Below are 22,230 nucleotides of genomic sequence, written 5' to 3' on the forward strand. Positions count from 1 at the left end.
GAACTTCGAATCTATGATGAAGTTATCTTGTACAGACCCGAATGTTTGTACAGGTTTAGATTCGAGGTGCTCCGATGTTCCACTCCCCCGCCAAACCGAAAATCGCCATCAGCGCCTGCCTGATGGGGCTCGACGTACGCTACAACGGCGGACACAAGGAATCGCGGTTGTGCAGCCGCACCCTCACTGACTACTTCGATTTCATCCCGGTATGCCCGGAAGTGGCCATCGGCCTGGGCGTACCCCGCCAACCGATTCGGCTGGTGGGCAGTGCAGATCAACCCGAAGCCCTGGGCACCCTCGATCACAACCTTAACGTGACACAACCGCTGGCCACCTACGGCCAGGAAATGGCAGTGCAGCTGGGGGAAATTTGCGGCTACATCTTCATGCAAAATTCTCCGTCCTGCGGCCTGGAGCGGGTCAAGGTCTACCACGCCAACGGCGCACGGGCGGACAGTGGCGGGCGCGGGATCTACGCCCGGGCTTTCTGCCTGCGGCACCCGGACTTGCCGGTGGAGGAAGACGGCCGGCTCAACGATCCGGTGCTGCGGGAAAACTTCCTCACCCGGGTGTTCGCCTACAACGCCTGGCAGCAGCTACGCCAAGAGGGCATGAGCCGGCGCGGTCTCACGGACTTTCATTCGCGCTACAAATACCTGCTGATGGCCCACAACCCGGTGCAATACAAAACCCTGGGCAACCTGCTGGGCAACATGGGCAAAACCGATCCACAGGAACTGGGCCCCCGATATTTCAGCGAACTGATGGCTGCGCTGAAAAAATGCGCCACACGTCGCACTCACACCAACGTCCTGCAACACCTCAGTGGCTACCTGAAACAGGCCATCAGCGGCGAAGACAAGCGGGAAGTGCAGCACGTGATCAGCCAGTACCGTCTGGGCATCGTGCCGCTGGTGGTGCCGCTGACACTGCTCAAACATCACTTTCGCCAACACCCCGATCCGTACATCGCGCAGCAGGTTTACCTGCAACCGCACCCGGAAAACCTCAGCCTGCGAAACGCCATTTGATGAAAAAAGCACTCGACACCAGCGCCCGCGAAGACCTCGGCGATGACTTTAAAAAGGCGCTGGACGAAGGTTGGCTGCCGATCCGTGAGGTGGCGCGGCAAACCGGAGTCAATGCCGTGACCTTGCGTGCCTGGGAGCGGCGCTACGGTCTGATCGTGCCGCTACGCACGCCCAAGGGCCATCGGTTGTTCTCGGCCGACCACGTACAACGCATCCAGACCATCCTCACCTGGCTCAACCGTGGCGTTGCCGTCAGCCAGGTCAAACCATTGCTAGACACGCCGCAAGCCTTCAGCGAGTCCGTCGACAACGATTGGCACGCCTTGCTGCAAACGTTGCTGCAGGCAGTCAGCCGATTGCAGGAACGCGCCCTGGATGACAGCGTCAATCAGGCCATGGCGCTGTATCCGCCGCGAACCCTGTGCGAGCAATTGCTGATGCCCTTGCTGGCCGCTCTGGAGCAACGCTGGCAAGGCCAGTTCGGGGCGCAGATGGAGCGGGGCTTTTTTTGTGCCTGGCTGCGCAGCAAGTTCGGAGCGCGCATCTACCATAACAATCGTCAGTTGCGCACCGCGCCGCTGCTGCTGGTCAACCACTCGGACCTGCCTGTGGAACCGCACCTGTGGCTCACGGCCTGGCTGATCAGCAGCGCGGATTGCCCGGTGGAGGTCTTCGACTGGCCACTGCCTGTCGGAGAATTGGCATTGGCGGTCGAACTTCTGCAACCCCGAGGGGTTCTGCTGTACTCAAGCAAAGCCCTGAATCCGGCGCAGCTGCCGAAACTTTTCAAAGGCGTCAGTTGCCCAAAAATGATTGCCGGACCAACGGTATGCATCCACCACACCGAGTTGTCCGCAAGTACTGCCGTGATCGCTGATTTGTACCTGGCCGAAGATCCGTTGTCGGCACATCAGGCACTCGTTCAGCGCGGGCTGATTTAAATGGATCGCGTGGATACCAAAATGCAATTGATCTGGCTGCGCAGCGACTTGCGCCTACATGACAACACCGCCCTCTCGGCCGCCGCGGCTCGCGGCCCGTGCGTGGCGGTGTATCTGCTGAGTCCGGAACAATGGCTGGAACACGACGATGCGCCCTGCAAAGTGGACTTCTGGCTGCGCAACCTGCGCGAGTTGAGCCGCGAACTGGGTCAACTGAACATTCCCCTGCTGATCCGCCTGGCCCCTCGCTGGGATGACGCACCCGGCGTATTGCTGAACCTGTGCCGACAGCTGCAGGTCGATGCGTTGCACCTCAACGAGGAATACGGCATCCACGAGTCACGTCGCGATGCAGCGGTCGCCAGGACGCTACAGGCTGAAGGGATCGAAGTTCGCCGCTACCTCGATCAATTGCTGTTCAAGCCCGGGAGCGTACTGACCCGCACCGGCACTTACTTTCAGGTCTTCAGCCAGTTCCGCAAAGTCTGCTACGAACGACTGCACCACTCGCTGCCCAGCCTGGTACGCGCGCCGCACAAACAAGCGCCGCTGAACATTGCCAGCGATGCGATCCCCTTGGGTATCGACGGCTTCGCAACACCCGCTGATAACCTGCGCAACCTGTGGCCGGCGGGCGAAGCCGAAGCCCGGCGTCGCCTCGACAGCTTTAGCGATGTGCAGATCGAGCACTATCAAAGCGCACGGGATTTCCCGGCGAAGCCCGGCACCAGTCAGCTCTCGGCCTATCTCGCCGCCGGGGTGATTTCTACGCGCCAATGCCTGCACGCGGCCTTGAACAGCAATCAAGGTGAATTCGAAAGCGGCAAGACCGGCGCTGTCACCTGGATCAACGAGCTGCTGTGGCGCGAGTTCTACAAACACATCCTGGTAGGCTACCCACGGGTTTCCCGGCACCGCGCGTTCCGTCCGGAAACCGAAGCCCTGGCCTGGCGCAACGCCCCCGAAGAACTGGCCGCCTGGCAACAGGCACGCACCGGCTTGCCGATCATCGACGCCGCCATGCGCCAACTGCTGGCAACCGGCTGGATGCACAACCGCCTGCGCATGGTGGTGGCGATGTTCCTGACCAAAAACCTGCTGATCGACTGGCGCGAAGGCGAACGCTTTTTCATGCGTCACCTGATTGATGGCGACCTGGCGGCGAACAATGGTGGCTGGCAGTGGAGTTCTTCCACCGGCACCGACTCGGCGCCTTACTTCCGGATTTTCAACCCGCTGAGCCAGTCGGAAAAATTCGACCCCGAAGGCGTATTCATCAAGCAGTGGTTGCCAGAACTGGCCGGGTTGAATAAAAAAGACGTGCACAACCCCGCCAATCTCGGCGGCCTTTTCGGTGTTGTGGATTACCCCTCACCGATCGTCGACCTGGGTACTTCCCGTACACGTGCGTTGACGGCATTCAAAAACCTGCCCTCACGGCAATACGCCGCCGTTGGGTCATGAATTACCGCCACCGGGATTACTTCGATGCCGGGGGCTTTGCTTTATGAACATTTACCCGTATTGGGCCGGGCAATCGCCTGGCTGAAAAGGAGATTGGGATGAGTCGGACACTCGCACGACGATACTGGCTGACCGGTGCAAGCAGCGGCATCGGTGCCGCCCTGGCCGAAGAAATCCTGAAAACCGGTGCGCACCTGGCCGTCAGTTCGCGCACCGTGGCCCCCCTGAAAGACTTGTCGCTACGTTATCCGGGGCAAGTGCTGGTGGTCCCCGGAGACCTGACCAACAGCCAGACCGTACGCGAGATCGGCGAGCAGATTGCCCAGGACTGGGGCTCGCTGGACACCGTGATACTGAACGCCGGCACCTGCGAGTACGTGGATGCCAAGCAGTTCGATGCGTCGATTGTCGAGCATGTGGTGCGCACTAACCTGTTGGCCAGCAGCTATTGCATCGACGCCGCCCTGCCATTGCTGCGTGCCGGCACCGCACCGCATATGGTGGCCATGGCCAGTACGGTGACCTACCTGCCGCTGCCCAAGGCAGAAGCCTACGGCACTTCGAAGGCCGGGCTACGTTACCTGTTCGAATCCCTGCGCATCGACCTGGCCCCGGAAGGCATAGAACTCACGGTAATCAGCCCCGGGTTCGTCGATACGCCGCTGACGGCAAAAAACGACTCGCCCATGGCCTTGAGCTGGCCGGTGGAGAAAGCCGCGCGGCACATCTTCGAAAAACTCAAGGACCGCCCGTTGGAAATCGCTTTCCCGGCAGCGTTCATGGCCGCCCTCTGGCCACTCTCCAAGCGGCCGGACCAAGTAAAACTGGAGATCGGCAAACGCATGGTGCGCAGCCAGCCGCCGATCAAGGATCAACCCTGAAAGTCGTCATCAATGGCGGCGGTGTCTCGGGCGCTCCGATATTTGAGCGTCCGTCAGACCTTTCACACAGTACCCGGTGACTGCCTTACACTGCGCGCCATGAAAACCATCCCCCATACGCAAATCGCGGAACCCGCGGTCACCTGCTCGACCTGCGCAGCCTGCTGCTGCCAGCTCGAAGTCATGCTGATCACAGATACGGGCGTGCCTGAACGGTTCATCGATACCGATGACTGGGGCGGGGAAGTGATGTTGCGCCTGGATGACGGTTGGTGTGCCGCGCTGGATCGCAACACGATGATGTGCACGATCTACGAAAAACGCCCGCTGATCTGCCGGGAGTTCGAGATGGGCGCTCCGGAGTGCATCGACGAACGCCAGGGGATTTCGACGGCGTATCGCTGAACTGGAAAACCACGTGTCCCCCCTGTGGGAGCGAGCTTGCTCGCGATAGCGATTTCAGACTCAACATTGATGTTGAATGAAACATCGTCATCGCGAGCAAGCTCGCTCCCACAGAGGGATTTACAACCCGCTGAAACCGTGGTGCTTACAACGGCATCGTGTAATGCAATGCGTAACTTTCTACACCATCGTTCGGAGTGGTGATCCCGGCGTTGGAATAGTGCGTCGCACGAACCCCGACTTCATGTCCGCCGGCAAAGCGCAAACCGAAACCAAAGCGGTCTTCGAACTGAAAGGCGCTGCCCAGATCGTTGCTTTCGACTTCGGTGCTGGCAAACGCCGCCACGCCAATCCCAAACTCGATGTAGGGTTTGACGTTCTGGCCGGCAAATTCATAAACAAGCACGGGTGAGAACGACAGGCTGTGGTTACTGGATTTCTCGTCACCTTCCCAATAGGTATAGGCGCCGTCCCAGTAACCGGTCAGACGACCAACGTCGCTCTGCCACCAGCTCTGGTCCCAATCGAATTGCATCCCCAATCGATAGGTCATGGTCGACTCGCCGGTTTGCCCCACGGCAAATTCCACACCTGCCGCCTGCGCGGTAAAAGTGTGCCCCAAAAGTGCGGTCGCAATCGCGGCCAAGCAGAATAGTCGCTTCACTTGAAACTTCCTTTTCCGAACGATTTCGTATGGTTTTTTTGTTACCAAGCCCTGCAAAACTATAGAAGTCAGCGATTTATCAGAAGTTTACCCCGACTCTTCGTATCCCCCCGGACAGCCATCTACCTGTTGAAGCTTCGCACAACACCAGAGGTATTCCACAGTATCGGCAAGATATTTCTGAAATGAAGCGGATCGGCGCTGGTCCAGAACTGTGCCTCACGGGCAGGCCCCTCGGCGAGCAGCTCGCCTTCGACCAGCAGACGCTGAAGTTGTCGCGCGACGGCGGCGCCGGTGTCGATCAGGCTGATGTCCTCGGGGATCATCTGCCGCAACATCGGCTTGAGAAAGGGGTAATGGGTGCAGCCGAGAATCAGAGTGTCCGCGCCGGCAGCCAGCAGTGGCTCGACATACCCGGCCAACAGCTGGCGCAACTCGGGGCTGCGCAGGTCGCCGTTTTCAATCAGCTCCACAAGCCCTGGACAGGGCTGGGTGATCACTTTCACATCCGTGGCGAAGCGGTCGAGCAACGCGGCGAACTTGGCGCTCTGCAAAGTGCCTGTGGTGGCCAGCACCCCCACCACGCCGGAACGGGTTGCGGCGGCGGCCGGCTTGACTGCCGGCTCCATGCCAACGATGGGCCATTCCGGATAGTCGCGACGCAGGTCGGCGACCCCGGCAACCGTCGCCGTGTTGCACGCCAGCACCAAAGCCTTGGCGCCCTGCTGCCGAAAGAAGTCGGCCATCACGCTGCAACGTTGCTGGATAAATGCCGGGGATTTTTCGCCGTAGGGAACATTTCCGCAGTCGGCGACGTACAACAGAGACTCATTGGGCAGCAAACGCTGGATCTCGGCCAGTACCGAGAGCCCACCGACACCGGAGTCGAACACGCCGATCGGCGCTTCACGCATGTTTCGGCCCACAGACGCTGCAGCCCGGATCGCGCTTGACCCGCAGTTCACGGAAGCGCGTGCCCAAGGCATCGATCAACAACAGGCGCCCCACCAGCGGCTCGCCGAATCCGGCCAGCAACTTCAACGCTTCAAGCGCTTGCAGACTGCCGACCAGCCCCACCAGCGGACCGACCACGCCGGCCTCGCTACAGGTCAATTCGGCTTCGCTGCCGTGCCCGTATAAACAGTGGTAGCACGGACTCTCCGGTCGACGCGGATCGAACACCGACAGCTGCCCTTCGAGGCGAATCGCCGCGCCGCTGACCAGCGGTTTGCCGGCCGCCACGCAAGCGGCGTTGACCGCTTCACGGGTGGAAAAATTGTCAGAACAATCGAGGACCAGATCCACTCTGGCCACTACGGCGGCCAGGGAGTCTTCGTCCAGCGCCGCACGATGGGCGATCAGTTGAATCTCGGGGTTGATCGCCGTCAGGCGCTTGATTGCCGAATCGACCTTGGTCATGCCGACGCTGTCGGTGTCGTGAATGATCTGGCGTTGCAGGTTGGTCAGGTCGACCGTATCGAAGTCCGCCAGGTGCAACTCACCAACGCCGGCGGCCGCCAGATACAGCGCCACTGGCGCGCCAAGGCCGCCAAGACCGACGATCAATACGCGGCTTTCCTTGAGCCGCAACTGGCCGTCGATATCGATGTGTTGCAGCAGAATCTGCCGGCTGTAGCGCAGCAATTCCTGATCATTCAGCACGGCAGGCGCCCCAGACTGATGCGTTGATGACCGCCCAGATCGGTGCGGCTGTGGACTTCTTCAAAACCCCGGGTCAGCAGCAAATCGCGAACCGCCTCGGCCTGATCATAGCCGTGTTCAAGCATCAGCCAACCGCCGGCGTCCAGATGGTCCGGTGCCTGGGCAACGATCAAGCGCAGATCGTCGAGCCCGTCGACACCCGCCACCAGGGCGCTGGCCGGTTCAAAGCGCACGTCGCCCTCGACCAGATGCGGATCGGCCGCTGCGATGTAGGGCGGATTGCTGATGATCAGTTGAAAAAGCTGACCTTCCAGGGCGCTGAACCAATGGCTGCTCAGCACGGTGGCGTTGTCCAGGTGCAGGCGCTGGCGATTGCGTTCGGCCAGGGCCACGGCTTCCAGAACACGATCCACGGCAGTGACGCTCCAGGCCGGACGCTCGCTGGCCAGGGCCAGGGCAATTGCGCCGCTGCCCGTGCCAAGGTCGAGTACCTTGGCCGGTGTGGCCGGCAACAGTTCCAGCGCGGCTTCCACCAGCAGTTCGGTGTCGGGGCGCGGGATCAGCGTGTGCGGTGCCACTTCCAGGTCCAGCTTCCAGAAACCCTGCTGGCCGAGGATATAGGCCACCGGCTCGCCGCTGCGGCGACGCTGCAAATACTCGGCGAACGTCAGCGCCGCTTCGCTCGGCACGATGCGCTCCGGCCAGGTATGCAGGAAACTGCGGGACTTGCCCAAGGCCGCCGCCAGCAGCAGTTCGGCATCCAGACGCGCCGTCGGCGAGTCGGGTAAATCGGCGGCGCGCAACAAACTGGCAATGATCGTCATTTACTCACCTATCGCTGCCAGTTGATCGGCCTGGTACTCGGCCAGCAACGGCTCGATCACCGCCTCGACGCCGCCGGCGAGGATCTCGTCGAGGGAATACAAGGTCAGGTTGACTCGATGATCGGTGACCCGGCCCTGGGCGAAATTATAGGTGCGGATACGCTCTGAGCGGTCGCCGGAACCGACCAGCAACTTGCGCTCGCTGGCGATGGCGTTGGCCGCGGCGGAGGTCTGCTGATCGTTCAGCTTGGCCGACAACCAGGACATCGCCCGGGCGCGGTTCTTGTGCTGTGAACGTTCTTCCTGGCACTCGACCACAATACCGGATGGCAAGTGCGTGATACGGATCGCCGAGTCGGTCTTGTTGACGTGCTGGCCACCGGCGCCGGAGGAGCGATAGGTATCGATGCGCAGATCGGCCGGGTTGATCTCGATGGCTTCCTGTTCGTCCGGCTCGGGCAATACCGCCACGGTGCAGGCCGACGTGTGAATGCGGCCTTGGGATTCGGTCGCCGGAACCCGCTGCACGCGGTGCGCGCCGGATTCGAACTTCAGCTTGCCGTAGACGTTGTCGCCCTCGACCCGGGCAATCACCTCTTTATAGCCGCCGTGTTCACCCTCGTTCTCCGAAAGGATCTCCACCCGCCAGCCACGACGCTCGGCGTAACGCGAATACATGCGGAACAGGTCGCCGGAGAAAATCGCCGCTTCGTCACCACCGGTACCGGCACGGATCTCGAGGAACACGTTGCGGCCGTCGTTCGGGTCCTTGGGCAGCAGCATGCGCTGCAGGTCGGCTTCGAGCGTGACCAGGCGTTCCTTGGCCTCGCGGACTTCTTCCACGGCCATTTCCCGCATGTCCGGGTCGCTGTCCTTGAGCAGTGCCTGGGCGCCTTCGAGGTCGTCCTGCACTTTCAGCAGTTCTTTATAGGCGCCCACGATCGGTTCAACTTCCGCGTACTCCTTGGAATAGGTGCGGAACTTGTTCTGATCGGAAATGACCTCGCCATCGCCCAACAGGGCGGTCAATTCCTCGAAACGGTCCTGGAGGATATCCAGCTTATTGAGCAGTGACGCTTTCATTGCGGTTTTTTATCCGAAAAGCTATCCGATGAGCCCTCACCGAGGGCAAAGAGTTCCTGGGCCATCGCCAGCGCATCCAGGCGACCTTCGGCAGAGAGCTTTTTCAACTGCACGCTCGGTGCGTGCAACAGTTTGTTGGTCAGCCCGCGGGCCAGTTGCACCAGCACCTCTTCGGCACTGGTGCCGTTGGCCAGCATGCGCTGGGCCTTTTGCAATTCTTCGTCGCGCAGGCGTTCGCTCTGTTGACGATAGGCCTTGAGCACGTCCACCGCCGCCAATTCGCGCAGGCGGATCATGAAATCTTCGGCACCGATCGAGACCATCTCTTCGGCGGCCTGGGCTGCGCCCTGGCGGCTCTTGAGGTTCTCGGCAACCACTTCGTGGAGGTCGTCGACGCTATAGAGGTAAACGTCGTCCAGTTCGCCGACTTCTGGCTCGATGTCGCGGGGAACAGCGATATCCACCATGAAGATCGGTTTGTGCTTGCGCAGTTTCAAGGCGCTTTCCACCGCACCCTTGCCCAGAATCGGCAACTGGCTGGCGGTGGAACTGATGACGATATCGCTGCGCACCAGCTCTGCCGGAATATCCGACAGCAGCACCGCATGGGCACCGAACTGTTCGGCCAGGATGCTCGCGCGCTCCAGGGTGCGGTTGGCGACCACGATGCGCTTTACACCCAGGTCATGCAGATGGCGGGCGACCAGGGTGATGGTCTCGCCGGCGCCGATCAACAAGGCCTGGCTGCGTTGCAGGTCGCTGAAAATCTGCTTGGCCAGGCTCACCGCGGCAAACGCTACCGACACCGGGTTCTCGCCGATGGCCGTGTCGGTGCGCACCTGCTTGGCCGCATTGAACGTGGCCTGGAACAGCCTACCGAGCAACGGCCCGATGGTGCCGGCTTCGCGGGCCACGGCATAGGCCGACTTCATCTGGCCGAGAATCTGCGGTTCGCCCAACACCAGCGAGTCGAGCCCGGAAGCCACCCGCATCATGTGACGAACTGCCGCATCATCTTCATGCACATAGGCGCTTTCGCGCAGCTCGTCGTAGCTCAAATGATGATATTCCGCCAGCCAGCGCAGCACGACGTCCGCCGACAGGTGATCCTGTTCTATATAGAGTTCACTGCGATTGCAGGTGGAGAGGATCGCAGCTTCGCGGCTGTCGGTGAGTCGGCAGAGCTGCTGCAAGGCCTCAACCAGCTGCTCAGGGGTAAAAGCCACGCGCTCGCGGACGTCTACTGAAGCAGTCTTGTGGTTAATACCGAGTGCAAGGAAGGCCATTCAAAGTCGCTGATGGTGACGTGAAGCCGGCAATTGTCCTACTTCGACGGAATCAGAACAACTACTCGATATCTATCGCCCCATCAGGCGCCGCCGCGGGTTGCGAGCAGTTCTCGTTTACACAAGCATCAGGGCGACGCGGATCGGGCTGGCAGGTAAATTGCCGGGCCGGTTATGTTTGCTCGAAAGCTTGTGTCATGATGATCCGACCGCAGGTTAGTCGTCCTCTTCCTATATGAATAGATCCTCCGCGTTGCTCCTCGCTCTTGTCTTCCTCAGCGGCTGCCAGGCCTTGGCACCCGTTTCGTCGGACGGTGCGCCGCCGGTTGAAGACAGCACCCCGGCCCCTGAAAAGCCCAAGGTCTACAGCCCATTCAGCGAGGAAACCATCTTCAGCCTGTTGAGCGCCGAACTGGCCGGCCAGCGCAATCGTTTTGACATTGCCCTGGACAACTATGTGACCCAGGCCATCAACACCCAGGATCCGGGCATCTCCGAGCGGGCATTTCGTATCGCCGAATATCTGGGCGCCGACCAGGCAGCCCTGGATACTGCGCTGATCTGGGCCAGGAACGCCCCCGACGACCTCGAAGCGCAACGCGCCGCCGCCGTGCAACTGGCACGCGCCGGGCGTTATGACGACTCCATGGTCTATATGGAGAAAGTCCTGCAAGGCAAAGGCGACACCCATTTCGACTTCCTTGCGCTGTCCGCGGCCGACACCGACCAGGACACCCGCAACGGCTTGATGAAAAGCTTCGATCGTTTGTTGCAGCGTCATCCGGACAACGGCCAGCTGATTTTCGGCAAGGCCTTGCTGATGCAACAGGATGGCGACGCCAAGGGCGCGCTGAAGCTGCTGGAAGACAATCCGCCGGACGACGGCGAAATTGCGCCGATCCTGCTGCGTGCACGCCTGCTGCAAACCTTGAATCGCGGTGACGAAGCCCTGCCGCTGCTGCAGAAAAGCATCAAGAAATACCCGGACGACAAGCGCCTGCGCCTGACTTACGCGAGGATGCTGGTTGAACAGGACCGCATGGACGACGCCAAGGCCGAGTTCTCGAGCCTGGTCCAGCAATACCCGGAAGACGACGAACTGCGTTACTCCCTGGCGCTGGTGTGCCTGGAAGCCAAGGACTGGAATGAGGCCAAGGGTCATCTTGAAGACCTGATCGCCCGGGAAAGCCATGTTGACTCGGCGCACCTGAACCTCGGCCGCATCGCCGAAGAACAAAACGACCCGCAAGGCGCGCTGATCGAATACGCCAAGGTTGGCCCGGGCAACGACTTCCTGCCGGCGCAATTGCGTCAGGCCGACATCCTGATCAACAACGGCAAGACCGCCGAAGCGCAACGTAAGCTGGCGGCAGAACGCGATGAGCAGCCGGATTACGCCATCCAGTTGTACCTGATCGAAGTCGAAACCCTGTCCGCCAACAATCAGGGCGACAAGGCCTGGAATGCTCTGCAACAGGCCTTGCAGAAATACCCGGACGACCTGAACCTGCTCTACACCCGCGCCATGCAGGCGGAAAAACGCAATGACCTGGCGCAGATGGAAAAAGACCTGCGTACGATCATCAAGCGCGACCCGGACAATGCCATGGCGTTGAATGCCCTGGGCTACACCCTGTCCGACCGCACCACGCGTTACGCCGAAGCCAAGGCCCTGATCGAACAGGCACACCAGATCAGTCCGGAAGACCCGGCGGTACTCGACAGCCTTGGCTGGGTGAATTACCGCCTGGGCAATCTCGACGAAGCCGAGCGCCTGCTGCGCCAGGCCCTGGATCGCTTCCCCGATCAGGAAGTCGCCGCTCACCTGGGTGAAGTCCTGTGGGCCAACGGCAAACAGCGTGAAGCGAAACAAGTCTGGGGCAAGTTCCTCAAGGAACAGCCTGACAGCCCGACCCTGCGCGGCACCATCAAACGCCTGACCGGATCAGAGACTCTTTAAGATTATGTTTTTGCGCCATTTCATCGTTTTCAGCTTTATCGCCCTGCTCGCCGGTTGCGCAGGCCTGGGTCCCCGTGAGTCGGTCGAGGGCCATGGCAACGCCGCCCAATGGCGTGAGCACAAACAGCAACTGACCGGCCTCGATGGCTGGCAGATCGACGGCAAGATCGGCATCCGTGCCCCGAAAGACTCGGGCAGCGGCACGCTGTTCTGGTTGCAGCGCCAGGATTACTACGACATTCGCCTGTCGGGACCACTGGGCCGCGGCGCGGCTCGCCTGACCGGACGCCCGGGCAAGGTGTCGCTGGAAGTCGCCAACCAGGGACGTTACGACGCGCCGAATCCGGAAGTGCTGCTCGAAGAACAACTTGGCTGGAAGCTGCCGGTGTCCAACCTGGCCTGGTGGGTGCGCGGGCTCCCGGCTCCCGACAGCAAAAGTCGCCTGACCCTGGACGGCGACAGCCGCCTGGCGAGCCTTGAACAGGATGGCTGGAAGGTCGACTACACCGCCTACACCCAGCAAAACGGTTTCTGGCTACCCGAGCGCATCAAGCTCAGCGGCACCGACCTTGATGTCACGCTGGTGATCAAGATCTGGCAACCGCGCAAACTGGGGTCATGACATGCCAGCCAATCGCCTGACGCTGCCCTCGCCAGCCAAACTCAATTTGATGCTGCACATCCTGGGTCGCCGCGAAGACGGCTACCACGAACTGCAGACAATGTTTCAGTTTCTCGATTACGGCGACGAAATCACCTACGCCCTGCGCGATGACGGTGTCATTCATCTACACACTGAGTTCGAAGGTGTTCCCCACGACAGCAACCTGATCGTCAAGGCCGCCAGAAAACTTCAGGAACAATCCGCTTGCTCGCTAGGCGTCGATATCTGGATCGACAAGATCCTGCCCATGGGCGGCGGCATCGGTGGCGGCAGCTCGAATGCCGCAACAACATTGCTGGGCTTGAATCATCTGTGGCAATTGGGCTGGGATGAAGATCGCCTGGCCGGGCTGGGGTTGACGCTGGGCGCCGACGTCCCGGTTTTCGTACGTGGCCACGCAGCTTTCGCCGAGGGCGTGGGGGAGAAACTGACCCCTGTGGACCCGGAAGAACCGTGGTATCTGGTGCTGGTGCCGCAAGTCTCTGTTAGTACGGCAGAAATTTTTTCAGATCCGTTGTTGACACGTAACACTCCTCCCATTAAAGTGCGCCCCGTTCCCAAGGGAAACAGTCGAAATGACTGCTTGCCGGTGGTAACAAGGCGTTATCCAGAGGTACGTAACGCTTTGAATTTGTTAGGTAAATTTACCGAAGCAAAACTCACCGGAACTGGAAGTTGTGTGTTTGGGGGCTTCCCAAGCAAAGCTGAAGCTGATAAAGTCTCGGCCCTTCTGACAGAGACCCTTACAGGATTTGTAGCAAAAGGAAGCAACGTTTCGATGTTGCATCGCAAGCTGCAAAGTCTGCTCTAAAGGAACCGATTACTGGGTAATCGTTGCAACAGATACAGGGGCGTCGCCAAGCGGTAAGGCAGCAGGTTTTGATCCTGCCATGCGTTGGTTCGAATCCAGCCGCCCCTGCCATTTTCCTATACTCATCCAGGTTACCCTCAGCCTTCAGGTACTGCGCGTGTCCAAGATGATGGTCTTTACGGGGAACGCTAACCCCGATCTGGCTCGGCGTGTCGTACGTCAGCTGCATATCCCTCTCGGTGACATCTCTGTCGGTAAATTCTCCGACGGCGAAATTACAGCCGAGATCAATGAAAACGTTCGCGGTAAAGACGTCTTCATTATTCAGCCGACTTGCGCTCCGACCAACGATAACCTGATGGAACTGGTAGTGATGGCTGATGCCTTCCGCCGCTCCTCGGCTACTCGTATCACTGCTGTTATTCCTTACTTTGGTTATGCCCGTCAGGATCGCCGTCCGCGTTCCGCACGTGTGGCTATCAGCGCGAAAGTCGTGGCTGACATGCTTACCGTAGTCGGCATCGACCGTGTTCTCACGGTTGATCTGCATGCTGACCAAATCCAGGGTTTCTTCGATATTCCGGTAGATAACATCTACGGCTCCCCGGTTCTGGTGGATGACATCGAAGATCAGCGCTTCGAAAACCTGATGATCGTGTCCCCGGACATTGGCGGCGTCGTGCGTGCACGTGCCGTTGCCAAATCCCTGGGCGTGGATCTCGGGATCATCGACAAACGCCGTGAGAAAGCCAATCACTCTGAAGTGATGCATATCATCGGTGATGTCGAAGGGCGTACCTGTATTCTGGTCGATGACATGGTCGATACCGCCGGCACCCTGTGCCACGCGGCCAAGGCCTTGAAAGAGCATGGCGCTGCCAAGGTTTTCGCCTACTGCACGCACCCTGTGCTGTCGGGTCGGGCAATCGAAAACATCGAAAATTCCGTGCTGGACGAGTTGGTGGTGACTAACACCATTCCTCTGTCCGCTGCAGCACAAGCCTGTGCGCGTATCCGCCAACTGGATATCGCACCGGTAGTTGCCGAGGCGGTCCGCCGCATCAGCAATGAAGAATCGATCAGCGCGATGTTCCGCTAAGGGCCCTGCCCTTCTCGAAATGTCTCGTTGACGAAAAGCGCCCCGCCCCGGCATTCCTGTCGGGGCGGGGCTTTTTTGCCCATATCGCCTTTAGCGCTGGTCGCAAACGCTGGGGCGAGTGTGGTTATTTTGGAGATACAACATGAACGATTTTACTCTGAATGCTGAAGTGCGTTCCGACCTGGGGAAAGGTGCGAGCCGCCGCCTGCGTCGTCTCGCAAGCCTGGTTCCAGCTGTAGTTTACGGTGGCGACAAAGCCCCTGAATCCATCAGCATGCTGGCCAAAGAAGTTGCCAAACTGCTCGAAAACGAAGCGGCTTACAGCCACATCATCGAGCTGAACGTTGGTGGCACCAAGCAGAACGTCGTGATCAAAGCCCTGCAGCGTCACCCGGCCAAAGGCCACGTGATGCACGCTGACTTCGTACGCGTAGTAGCCGGCCAGAAACTGACCGCTATCGTTCCAGTGCACTTCATCAACGAAGAAGCACCGACCAAGAAAGGCGGCGAAATCTCGCACGTTGTTGCCGAGATCGAAGTTTCCTGCCTGCCGAAAGATCTGCCTGAGTTCATCGAAGTCGACCTGGCTAACGCTGAAATCGGTTCGATCATTCACCTGTCGGACCTCAAGGCTCCTAAAGGCGTTGAGTTCGTGGCCCTGGCACACGGTGATGACAAGGCTGTTGCCAACGTCCACGCTCCACGTGTTGCTCCAGAAGCTGCAGAAGGCGCTGCAGAGTAATTTTACTCTGTACGCCGGAGTGACCGGAAACATCGCGGACTAGAGCATAGCGAGAAAGCGGGCGAGAACGCGGAGTTTACATCATGGTAAATGAGCAATTTTCGTCCACTTTCGCCGCTATCCCTGATTGCGGCGATGTTATCCACCACTCCAAGGAAGGGCCCCTATCGTGACTGCCATCAAACTGATCGTTGGCCTGGGAAATCCAGGCGCTGAATACGAACAGACCCGGCATAACGCAGGGGCCCTTTTTGTTGAGCGCATCGCGAACGCACAAGGCGTAAACCTTGTGGCGGACCGCAAATATTTCGGCCTGACCGGGCGCTATTCGCATCAGGGTCAGGATGTTCGTCTGCTGATTCCCACCACGTACATGAACCGCAGCGGCCAGGCCGTGGCGGCCCTTGCAGGTTTCTTCCGCATCAAGCCTGAAGAAATCCTCGTGGCACACGACGAACTCGACCTGCCTCCAGGCGTCGCCAAACTCAAAGTGGGCGGTGGCCATGGCGGTCACAACGGGCTACGCGACATCATTGCGCAACTGGGCAATCAGAACACTTTCCACCGCCTGCGGCTTGGCATCGGTCATCCGGGCGTCGCCAGTATGGTTTCAAATTTCGTCCTGGGTCGTGCGCCACGCGCCGAACAGGAAAAACTCGATGCCAGCATCGACTTTGCCCTCGGCGTGCTGCCGGATATCCTCGCCGGGGAATGGAACCGCGCGATGAAAAACCTGCACAGCCAGAAGGCCTGACTCTTATCCGAGGGGAAACACCATGGGATTCAATTGCGGCATCGTCGGCCTGCCTAACGTCGGCAAGTCCACCCTGTTCAACGCCCTGACCAAATCCGGGATCGCGGCCGAGAACTTCCCCTTCTGCACCATCGAGCCTAACAGCGGTATCGTGCCGATGCCGGATCCGCGTCTGGATGCCCTGGCAGCCATCGTCAATCCAAAGCGCATCCTGCCGACCACCATGGAATTCGTCGACATCGCGGGCCTGGTTGCCGGCGCGTCGAAAGGTGAAGGCCTGGGCAACAAGTTCCTGGCCAACATCCGTGAAACCGATGCCATCGCCCACGTGGTCCGCTGCTTCGAAGACGAGAACGTGATTCACGTTTCCAACAGCGTCGACCCGAAACGCGACATCGAAATCATCGACCTGGAACTGATCTTCGCCGACCTCGACAGCTGCGAGAAGCAACTGCAGAAAGTCGCGCGCAACGCCAAGGGCGGTGACAAGGACGCAGTGGTCCAGAAAGGCCTGCTGGAGCAACTGATCGCTCACTTCACCGAAGGCAAGCCGGCGCGCAGCCTGATGAAGAACATGGGCACCGACGAGAAAGCGGTGATCAAGGGCTTCCACCTGCTGACCACCAAGCCGGTCATGTACATCGCCAACGTCGCTGAAGACGGTTTCGAGAACAACCCGCACCTGGACGTTGTACGCGCCATCGCCGAAGAAGAAGGCGCCGTGGTTGTTCCGGTGTGCAACAAGATCGAAGCGGAAATCGCCGAGCTCGATGACGGCGAAGAAAAAGACATGTTCCTCGAAGCCCTGGGCCTCGAAGAGCCTGGCCTGAACCGCGTGATCCGCGCCGGCTACGAAATGCTGCACCTGCAGACCTACTTCACCGCCGGTGTCGAAGAAGTCCGCGCCTGGACCGTCCGCGTCGGTGCCACCGCACCACAAGCCGCTGGCGTGATCCACACCGACTTCGAAAAAGGCTTCATCCGCGCCGAAGTGATCGCCTACAACGACTTCATCCAGTACAAGGGCGAAGCCGGTACCAAGGAAGCCGGTAAATGGCGTCTGGAAGGCAAGGATTACATCGTTAAAGACGGCGACGTGATGCACTTCCGTTTCAACGTCTAAGCCATACGCCCAAGAAAAAGCCGCGTTTGATACGCGGCTTTTTTGTGCCTTGTTTTTGCTTTTCTGTGGGAGCGAGCTTGCTCGCGATAGCGGTGTGTCAGCCAACAAAGATACTGACTGACACTCCGTCATCGCGAGCAGGCTCGCTCCCACAGGGGATTTGTGTTGGATCAGGCCTTTTTGGTTCGCGGCAGGAAGATCGCCAACACCCCGAACAGCGGCAGGAACGAACACAGGTAGTACACGTATTCGATGCCGTGAATATCCGCCAAATGGCCCAGCAACGCCGCGCCAATCCCGCCGAAGCCGAACATCAGGCCGAAGAATATCCCGGCGATCATCCCGACATTGCCCGGCACCAGTTCCTGGGCGTACACCACGATGGCCGAGAACGCCGAGGCGAGAATGAAGCCGATGACCACGCTGAGAATGCTGGTCCAGAACAGGTCGACATGGGGCAGCAGCAAGGTGAACGGCGCAACGCCGAGGATCGAGAACCAGATCACTGCCTTACGCCCGATCCTGTCACCGATCGGCCCGCCAAAGAACGTCCCCGCCGCGACCGCGCCGAGAAACAGGAACAGGTGCAGCTGCGAGCTAGCCACCGACAGGTCGAACTTCTCGATCAGATAAAAGGTGAAGTAGCTGGTGAGGCTCGACATGTAAAAATACTTGGAGAACACCAGTAACCCGAGCACCACCAGCGCACTGGTCACTCGGCCCTTGGACAAACCGTGAGTCGCCGCCTGGCCCTGCTTGAGCTTGAACAGGTTCAAGTGGTTGGCGTACCAGCGGCTGATCCGGTAGAGGACAAACAGCGCAAACACCGCGAACAGGCCGAACCAGGCCACCTGCCCTTGACCGTAGGGAATGATGATCGCCGCCGCCAGCAACGGGCCGAACGCCGAGCCTGCGTTACCGCCGACCTGGAAGGTCGATTGCGCCAGCCCGAAGCGCCCGCCTGAAGCCAGGCGCGCCACGCGGGACGCTTCCGGGTGGAAGGTCGATGAACCGATGCCGATCAGCCCCGCCGCCAACAGGATTAGCGGGAAGCTGCCGACCACCGACATCATCAGAATCCCGACCAGGGTGCAGACCGTACCCGCCGGCAACAACCACGGCTTGGGATGACGATCGGTGTAGTAACCGACCCACGGCTGCAGCAGCGAGGCCGTCAACTGGAACGTCAGGGTGATCAGGCCGACCTGAGTGAAGGTCAGCCCATAGTTGGCCTTGAGCATCGGATAGATCGACGGCAGCACCGACTGGATCAGGTCGTTGATCAAATGCGCCAGCGCTACCGCGCCAATGATGCGCATCACCAGGGGACTGCTTTGGGGCGTAGCGGACGCCGGCACTGAGCCGGTCTGGGCGTTGCTGATAGCCATGGGAATTTCCAGACAACAGGAGGTACGAACGTGCAGGTGCGCCAATGTGCCATTTTTCGGTGCGGCAACGCCATCCCCTTAGCCTGCTAACGACCTCGTTTTTCATCACCACAACCTTGATGGCGCAAAGCCATGGTCTGAATCTTGCCTTCCTTGTCTGCTTGAACGCGGCCTCCTTACAAAGGAGACCGACAATGGGAAGTTTCGCTACAGAGTCAGCCTACAGAGCGGACAAGGGTGAACTTTCGAGGCCTTTTTAGAGGGCACGAGTCGGGGGTGCGACAACCTCCGTCGCACGCCAATAGTGCGTGGTGTCCAGAGGAGTCATGGGGCATGCAGGCTTTTTTATCACCGGGGATCGGGCTGCTGGGGCGTTTTGGCTTCGCACGTAAATTCCAGCTGTTGTTTCTGCTGTTTATCCTGCCGCTGGCCGGCAGCCTGTGGATGATCGGCCAGGACTATCGCGACAAACTCAGCCTGATCTCCGGCGAACGCGCCGGGGTGCGGCAACTGCTTGCGCTCGATGCGCTGGATGACCTGCTCGCCGCCCAGCGTGATCGCGCCGCCAGGTGGCGCGCCACGGAAACCAATCGCCAGCCAACGCCGGCCACCCTCGCCGCGATGGCCGCCTTCGATGGGGTTCAGCCCGCCGTCAGCCAGGCCACTGCCGAATTGGGCAATGCCCTGCAAAAAGAAAGCGCCGAGGGCGAAACCCTGTCGCGTTATCAGGCCCTGCAAACCGCCCTCGATGGCCTCGACTCAAAAAGCCTGAGTGCTGTCGGTTGGTGGCCCGATGGCTACGATCGCTTCACCAACGCCTTGAGCGCCCTGCAAGCCTTGCGCGAGCAGATCGCCATGGACAATCGCCTGACGCTGGCACCGTGGCTGGAAACTTATTTGCTGACGCAGATCTCCACCCAGCACGCACCAGACCTGATCGAACGGGTCGGCCGTCTGGCTGCTGTGGGCCAAGCCTCGGTGGTGTCCGGACAGTTCACCCTGCAAAGCCGCCTGCAACTGCGCGACCTGCGCAGCCGCATCGGCGATGCGCGAGAGCAGCTGGTGAAAACCGCTGGCCTGCTCGAAGCGCGCTTGCCCAGCGCCCTGCAAACCTGGGCCGGGCAATACCACGACAGCCTCAAGCGCCTCGATGCAGGCCTGAAGGTGCTGGATGACGGCGTGTTCGGCGGCAGCATCAACCTCAAGCCGGAGGACTTCGAACGCAGTCTCGATGCCCTGCTCTCTGACCTCGCCTCGTTGCGTCAGCAGTCGCTGGTGTCGCTGGATCAACGACTGGATTACTACCACGACTCGGCGATCCGCCAGTTCGTTGTTGTGGCCGCCGTGTTGGGCTGCCTGCTGTTGGCCGCGCTGTATCTGTTCATCTGTTTGCAGGCCTCGATCCGCCGCAGCGCCAGCGGCATCACGGTACTGGCCGAGGCCCTGCGCGATGGTAATCTGAGCCTGCAAGTGCCGGTTCAAGGCCGGGACGAACTGGCGGTCATCAGCACCGCGCTGAACGTCGCCGTGGTGCAACTGCGCACCAGCCTGCAAGGGGTGGATCACGAAACCCTGCAACTGAGCAACGCGGTGCAAACCCTCAACCATCATTCCAGCGACGCCCTGGGCGAAGTCGAAGCCCAGCAGTTGCAGATCAGCCAGATTGCCGCTGCGGCGACGCAACTGGCCGCCACCTCACAAGGGGTGGCCCACAGTTGCGAACAGGCGTCCGGCAGCGCCCAGCACACCCGGCGCATTGCCGCCGACAGCAGCCGTGACAGCCAGCGCACCACCGCGAGTATCCAGCAGCTCAATCAACGTCTGAACGAGACCGCTGCGGCGCTGGGCCGGGTCAGTGAACAAGGACAGCAGATTCAACTGGTGGTCGACACCATTCGCGGCGTCGCCGAGCAGACCAACCTGTTGGCACTCAACGCCGCCATCGAGGCGGCCCGGGCGGGCGAGCAAGGGCGTGGCTTCGCAGTGGTGGCCGATGAAGTGCGCAGCCTGTCCCAACGCACCCAGTCGTCGACCGCACAGATCGCCGGCACGGTCGACAGCCTGCGCAACACCGTGAATGAGGCCGTCAGCCTGATGCAAGCCGCGTGCAGTCAGGCAGAGAGCGATGCGCAAGCGGTCACCGGCCTCGGTGAACGGCTCGGGGAAATCGCCAGTGCGGTGCAGAGCGTCACCGATACCCTGGCGCAAATCGCCACGGCGGTGGAGGAACAGGCCAGTACCGCCGACGAGGTCAGCGGCAATATCCAGCAGGTCGATCAAGCGGCGGTGCGCTTGCTCGAAGGGGCTCGCGCGGTGAACCAGGCCGCGGACACCCTGAGCCACGGCAGCAAAGCCTTAAGCGACAACACCGGGCGCTTCCGTTTGAGTTGAACCCGCCAGGACTTCTCAGGCGCGGATCACCGCCTCCGGGAAGTCCTGCTCCAGTTCGCTCTTGAGCCAGTCGATAAACCACGCCGCGTCCGCCGAGAGTTCGGCGGACGGCGTCAGCACTCGATAGCTTTCCAGCTTCACTTGCGCGTCCACCACCCGCACCAGCTTGCCGCTATGGAGTTCGTCGCGCACCAGCACTTCGTTGGCCAGTGCGATGCCCTGCCCGCTCTCGGCCACCGACAGCGCGTGGTCGTTGTTGACGTAGAGCATGTCCGAATTGAGGTGCATGTCGAGGTCGTTGGCGGCGAACCACAGGTTCCACCACTCGCCGTCATCCACATGGATCAGGTTGTGTTTCACCAGGTCCGCGGGGCTGTCGATGGGCTCGACGCTGGCCAGATAGTCGGGGGAACAGATCGGAAACACCCGAGGACAAATCAAGCTGGTGCGCGAGTGCGCATATTGGCCGTCCAACCCGTAGACGATGCCCAGGTCAGCGCTTTTGCCATCCACTTCGGTGAAGGTGGAGTTGGGTTCGATGGCGAACTTCAAGCCCGGGCGCAGATGACGCATGGCCTCGATGCGCGGCATCAGCCAGCGCTTGGCAAACCCCGGCACCACCATGATGCGCAGCCAGCGTTCGGCGTGTTTTGGCTGCGCCTCTTTTCCCGCTTCGATGATCAGCTGCAAGGCGGCGGTGATCTTGCGGTGGTACTTCTCCCCCGCCGTCGTCAGGTTGACCCCGCGAGAGGTGCGCTCGAACAGTTGGATGCCCAGCCAGTCTTCCAGCAATTTCACGTGGCGGCCGATGGCCGGCTGGGTCACGTGCAGGGCTTTGGAGGCTTCGACATAGCTGCCCAACCGGGCCGCGGCATCAAAGGCACGCACCGCGTTGAGCGGCGGCAAACGGTGGTCAGGCATGGTTTCCGGGCGCCTTCTGCTGTTAAATTTTTTAACAGCCCCTATGTTAAAATTGAAGTTTCGCCCCCGCAACCCCTCGCTGATAATCGATCCACAGCAGAACAACAAAACAGCTGGTTACAACACCCGAACG

Annotated in this window: 21 protein-coding genes, 1 tRNA gene and 1 pseudogene; 15 read left to right on the forward strand and 8 right to left on the reverse strand. The window is 60.3% G+C overall.

The window, feature by feature from the left end; translation table 11 throughout:
• Positions 1–74: 74 nt before the first annotated feature.
• The 6 genes and pseudogenes from J4D25_RS20720 to J4D25_RS20745 all read left to right on the forward strand — a co-directional run bounded on the left by J4D25_RS20720 (position 75) and on the right by J4D25_RS20745 (position 4,725).
• Positions 75–1,034, forward strand: coding sequence for a DUF523 and DUF1722 domain-containing protein (locus J4D25_RS20720; RefSeq protein WP_057713324.1), 960 nt, complete (start codon positions 75–77; stop codon positions 1,032–1,034).
• The gene (locus tag J4D25_RS20725) at positions 1,034–1,975 is read left to right on the forward strand and encodes a MerR family transcriptional regulator (protein WP_057713323.1); all 942 of its coding nucleotides are present in this window, start codon (positions 1,034–1,036) and stop codon (positions 1,973–1,975) included. Before J4D25_RS20720 ends, J4D25_RS20725 begins: the two co-directional genes overlap by 1 nt.
• A gap of 21 nt (positions 1,976–1,996) precedes the next feature.
• A complete protein-coding gene (gene phrB, locus J4D25_RS20730) occupies positions 1,997–3,439 on the forward strand; it encodes a deoxyribodipyrimidine photo-lyase (RefSeq protein WP_057716564.1) in 1,443 nt (480 codons plus the stop codon).
• Between the two features lie 2 nt (positions 3,440–3,441).
• A pseudogene (locus J4D25_RS20735) lies at positions 3,442–3,541 on the forward strand (nuclear transport factor 2 family protein); the annotation flags it as partial.
• Positions 3,538–4,320 carry an SDR family oxidoreductase gene (locus tag J4D25_RS20740; RefSeq protein WP_057713322.1) on the forward strand — a complete coding sequence of 261 codons (783 nt, stop codon included), beginning with the start codon at positions 3,538–3,540 and terminating at the stop codon, positions 4,318–4,320. The pseudogene J4D25_RS20735 and the gene J4D25_RS20740, both read left to right, overlap by 4 nt.
• 99 nt (positions 4,321–4,419) lie before the next feature.
• A complete protein-coding gene (locus J4D25_RS20745) occupies positions 4,420–4,725 on the forward strand; it encodes a YkgJ family cysteine cluster protein (protein WP_007981864.1) in 306 nt (101 codons plus the stop codon).
• A 145-nt stretch (positions 4,726–4,870) separates the two neighbouring features.
• Here the strand turns inward: J4D25_RS20745 and J4D25_RS20750 are convergent, their stop codons facing one another.
• From J4D25_RS20750 to hemA, 6 genes are all read right to left on the reverse strand, one after another.
• Positions 4,871–5,389: an acyloxyacyl hydrolase gene (locus J4D25_RS20750; RefSeq protein ID WP_057713321.1), complete on the reverse strand. Its 519-nt coding sequence runs from the start codon at positions 5,387–5,389 to the stop codon at positions 4,871–4,873.
• A gap of 122 nt (positions 5,390–5,511) precedes the next feature.
• Positions 5,512–6,303: a glutamate racemase gene (gene murI / locus J4D25_RS20755; protein ID WP_057713320.1), complete on the reverse strand. Its 792-nt coding sequence runs from the start codon at positions 6,301–6,303 to the stop codon at positions 5,512–5,514.
• The gene (locus tag J4D25_RS20760; protein WP_057713319.1) at positions 6,296–7,051 is read right to left on the reverse strand and encodes a molybdopterin-synthase adenylyltransferase MoeB; all 756 of its coding nucleotides are present in this window, start codon (positions 7,049–7,051) and stop codon (positions 6,296–6,298) included. The genes murI and J4D25_RS20760 overlap by 8 nt, the downstream gene beginning before the upstream one ends.
• Positions 7,045–7,875, reverse strand: a complete 831-nt coding sequence (gene prmC / locus J4D25_RS20765) for a peptide chain release factor N(5)-glutamine methyltransferase (protein WP_057713318.1) — start codon at positions 7,873–7,875, stop codon at positions 7,045–7,047. The genes J4D25_RS20760 and prmC overlap by 7 nt, the downstream gene beginning before the upstream one ends.
• Complete coding sequence (gene prfA / locus J4D25_RS20770) at positions 7,876–8,958, reverse strand: peptide chain release factor 1 (protein WP_007981853.1); 1,083 nt, start codon at positions 8,956–8,958, stop codon at positions 7,876–7,878.
• Positions 8,955–10,244, reverse strand: a complete 1,290-nt coding sequence (hemA, locus tag J4D25_RS20775; RefSeq protein ID WP_057713317.1) for a glutamyl-tRNA reductase — start codon at positions 10,242–10,244, stop codon at positions 8,955–8,957. Before hemA ends, prfA begins: the two co-directional genes overlap by 4 nt.
• A gap of 235 nt (positions 10,245–10,479) precedes the next feature.
• Here hemA and J4D25_RS20780 point away from each other — a divergent pair, with 235 nt between their 5' ends.
• The 8 genes from J4D25_RS20780 (at position 10,480) to ychF (ending at position 17,397) form a co-directional block, all read left to right on the forward strand.
• Positions 10,480–12,204 (forward strand): tetratricopeptide repeat protein, encoded by a 1,725-nt coding sequence (locus tag J4D25_RS20780; RefSeq protein WP_057713316.1) that lies wholly within the window; start codon positions 10,480–10,482, stop codon positions 12,202–12,204.
• A gap of 4 nt (positions 12,205–12,208) precedes the next feature.
• Positions 12,209–12,826 carry a lipoprotein insertase outer membrane protein LolB gene (lolB, locus tag J4D25_RS20785; protein ID WP_057713315.1) on the forward strand — a complete coding sequence of 206 codons (618 nt, stop codon included), beginning with the start codon at positions 12,209–12,211 and terminating at the stop codon, positions 12,824–12,826.
• A 1-nt stretch (position 12,827) separates the two neighbouring features.
• Positions 12,828–13,679, forward strand: a complete 852-nt coding sequence (gene ispE / locus J4D25_RS20790) for a 4-(cytidine 5'-diphospho)-2-C-methyl-D-erythritol kinase (protein ID WP_057713314.1) — start codon at positions 12,828–12,830, stop codon at positions 13,677–13,679.
• A 36-nt stretch (positions 13,680–13,715) separates the two neighbouring features.
• Positions 13,716–13,790: transfer RNA gene (locus J4D25_RS20795), tRNA-Gln, on the forward strand.
• A gap of 46 nt (positions 13,791–13,836) precedes the next feature.
• Positions 13,837–14,778 (forward strand): ribose-phosphate pyrophosphokinase, encoded by a 942-nt coding sequence (locus tag J4D25_RS20800; protein ID WP_003171603.1) that lies wholly within the window; start codon positions 13,837–13,839, stop codon positions 14,776–14,778.
• 142 nt (positions 14,779–14,920) lie between these two features.
• The gene (locus J4D25_RS20805) at positions 14,921–15,520 is read left to right on the forward strand and encodes a 50S ribosomal protein L25/general stress protein Ctc (protein WP_007973891.1); all 600 of its coding nucleotides are present in this window, start codon (positions 14,921–14,923) and stop codon (positions 15,518–15,520) included.
• A 169-nt stretch (positions 15,521–15,689) separates the two neighbouring features.
• Positions 15,690–16,274 (forward strand): aminoacyl-tRNA hydrolase, encoded by a 585-nt coding sequence (gene pth / locus J4D25_RS20810; RefSeq protein WP_007973893.1) that lies wholly within the window; start codon positions 15,690–15,692, stop codon positions 16,272–16,274.
• Between the two features lie 22 nt (positions 16,275–16,296).
• Positions 16,297–17,397 (forward strand): redox-regulated ATPase YchF, encoded by a 1,101-nt coding sequence (gene ychF / locus J4D25_RS20815; protein WP_057713313.1) that lies wholly within the window; start codon positions 16,297–16,299, stop codon positions 17,395–17,397.
• A 170-nt stretch (positions 17,398–17,567) separates the two neighbouring features.
• Here ychF and J4D25_RS20820 read toward each other — a convergent pair whose 3' ends face one another.
• Entirely contained in the window at positions 17,568–18,785 is a 1,218-nt protein-coding gene (locus J4D25_RS20820; protein WP_057713312.1) for an MFS transporter, read from the reverse strand.
• Between the two features lie 333 nt (positions 18,786–19,118).
• Here J4D25_RS20820 and J4D25_RS20825 point away from each other — a divergent pair, with 333 nt between their 5' ends.
• Positions 19,119–21,176, forward strand: coding sequence for a methyl-accepting chemotaxis protein (locus J4D25_RS20825; RefSeq protein ID WP_057713311.1), 2,058 nt, complete (start codon positions 19,119–19,121; stop codon positions 21,174–21,176).
• 15 nt (positions 21,177–21,191) lie between these two features.
• Here J4D25_RS20825 and J4D25_RS20830 read toward each other — a convergent pair whose 3' ends face one another.
• Positions 21,192–22,097 (reverse strand): LysR substrate-binding domain-containing protein, encoded by a 906-nt coding sequence (locus tag J4D25_RS20830; RefSeq protein ID WP_057713310.1) that lies wholly within the window; start codon positions 22,095–22,097, stop codon positions 21,192–21,194.
• Between the last annotated feature and the right edge of the window lie 133 nt (positions 22,098–22,230).

The organism is Pseudomonas sp. GW456-L13 (genome assembly GCF_017350115.1).
Taxonomy (GTDB): Bacteria; Pseudomonadota; Gammaproteobacteria; order Pseudomonadales; family Pseudomonadaceae; genus Aquipseudomonas; species Aquipseudomonas jessenii.

Excerpts from the sequence above, each read along its gene's own strand:
- J4D25_RS20745 (WP_007981864.1), top strand. The coding sequence starts at position 4,420 with ATGAAAACCATCCCCCATACGCAAATCGCGGAACCCGCGGTCACCTGC.
- hemA (WP_057713317.1), bottom strand. The coding sequence starts at position 10,244 with ATGGCCTTCCTTGCACTCGGTATTAACCACAAGACTGCTTCAGTAGAC.
- J4D25_RS20720 (WP_057713324.1), top strand. The coding sequence starts at position 75 with ATGTTCCACTCCCCCGCCAAACCGAAAATCGCCATCAGCGCCTGCCTG.
- ychF (WP_057713313.1), top strand. The coding sequence starts at position 16,297 with ATGGGATTCAATTGCGGCATCGTCGGCCTGCCTAACGTCGGCAAGTCC.
- J4D25_RS20830 (WP_057713310.1), bottom strand. The coding sequence starts at position 22,097 with ATGCCTGACCACCGTTTGCCGCCGCTCAACGCGGTGCGTGCCTTTGAT.
- phrB (WP_057716564.1), top strand. The coding sequence starts at position 1,997 with ATGCAATTGATCTGGCTGCGCAGCGACTTGCGCCTACATGACAACACC.
- J4D25_RS20825 (WP_057713311.1), top strand. The coding sequence starts at position 19,119 with ATGCAGGCTTTTTTATCACCGGGGATCGGGCTGCTGGGGCGTTTTGGC.
- J4D25_RS20820 (WP_057713312.1), bottom strand. The coding sequence starts at position 18,785 with ATGGCTATCAGCAACGCCCAGACCGGCTCAGTGCCGGCGTCCGCTACG.
- J4D25_RS20780 (WP_057713316.1), top strand. The coding sequence starts at position 10,480 with ATGAATAGATCCTCCGCGTTGCTCCTCGCTCTTGTCTTCCTCAGCGGC.
- murI (WP_057713320.1), bottom strand. The coding sequence starts at position 6,303 with ATGCGTGAAGCGCCGATCGGCGTGTTCGACTCCGGTGTCGGTGGGCTC.
- prfA (WP_007981853.1), bottom strand. The coding sequence starts at position 8,958 with ATGAAAGCGTCACTGCTCAATAAGCTGGATATCCTCCAGGACCGTTTC.
- J4D25_RS20805 (WP_007973891.1), top strand. The coding sequence starts at position 14,921 with ATGAACGATTTTACTCTGAATGCTGAAGTGCGTTCCGACCTGGGGAAA.
- prmC (WP_057713318.1), bottom strand. The coding sequence starts at position 7,875 with ATGACGATCATTGCCAGTTTGTTGCGCGCCGCCGATTTACCCGACTCG.
- J4D25_RS20740 (WP_057713322.1), top strand. The coding sequence starts at position 3,538 with ATGAGTCGGACACTCGCACGACGATACTGGCTGACCGGTGCAAGCAGC.
- ispE (WP_057713314.1), top strand. The coding sequence starts at position 12,828 with ATGCCAGCCAATCGCCTGACGCTGCCCTCGCCAGCCAAACTCAATTTG.
- lolB (WP_057713315.1), top strand. The coding sequence starts at position 12,209 with ATGTTTTTGCGCCATTTCATCGTTTTCAGCTTTATCGCCCTGCTCGCC.
- J4D25_RS20725 (WP_057713323.1), top strand. The coding sequence starts at position 1,034 with ATGAAAAAAGCACTCGACACCAGCGCCCGCGAAGACCTCGGCGATGAC.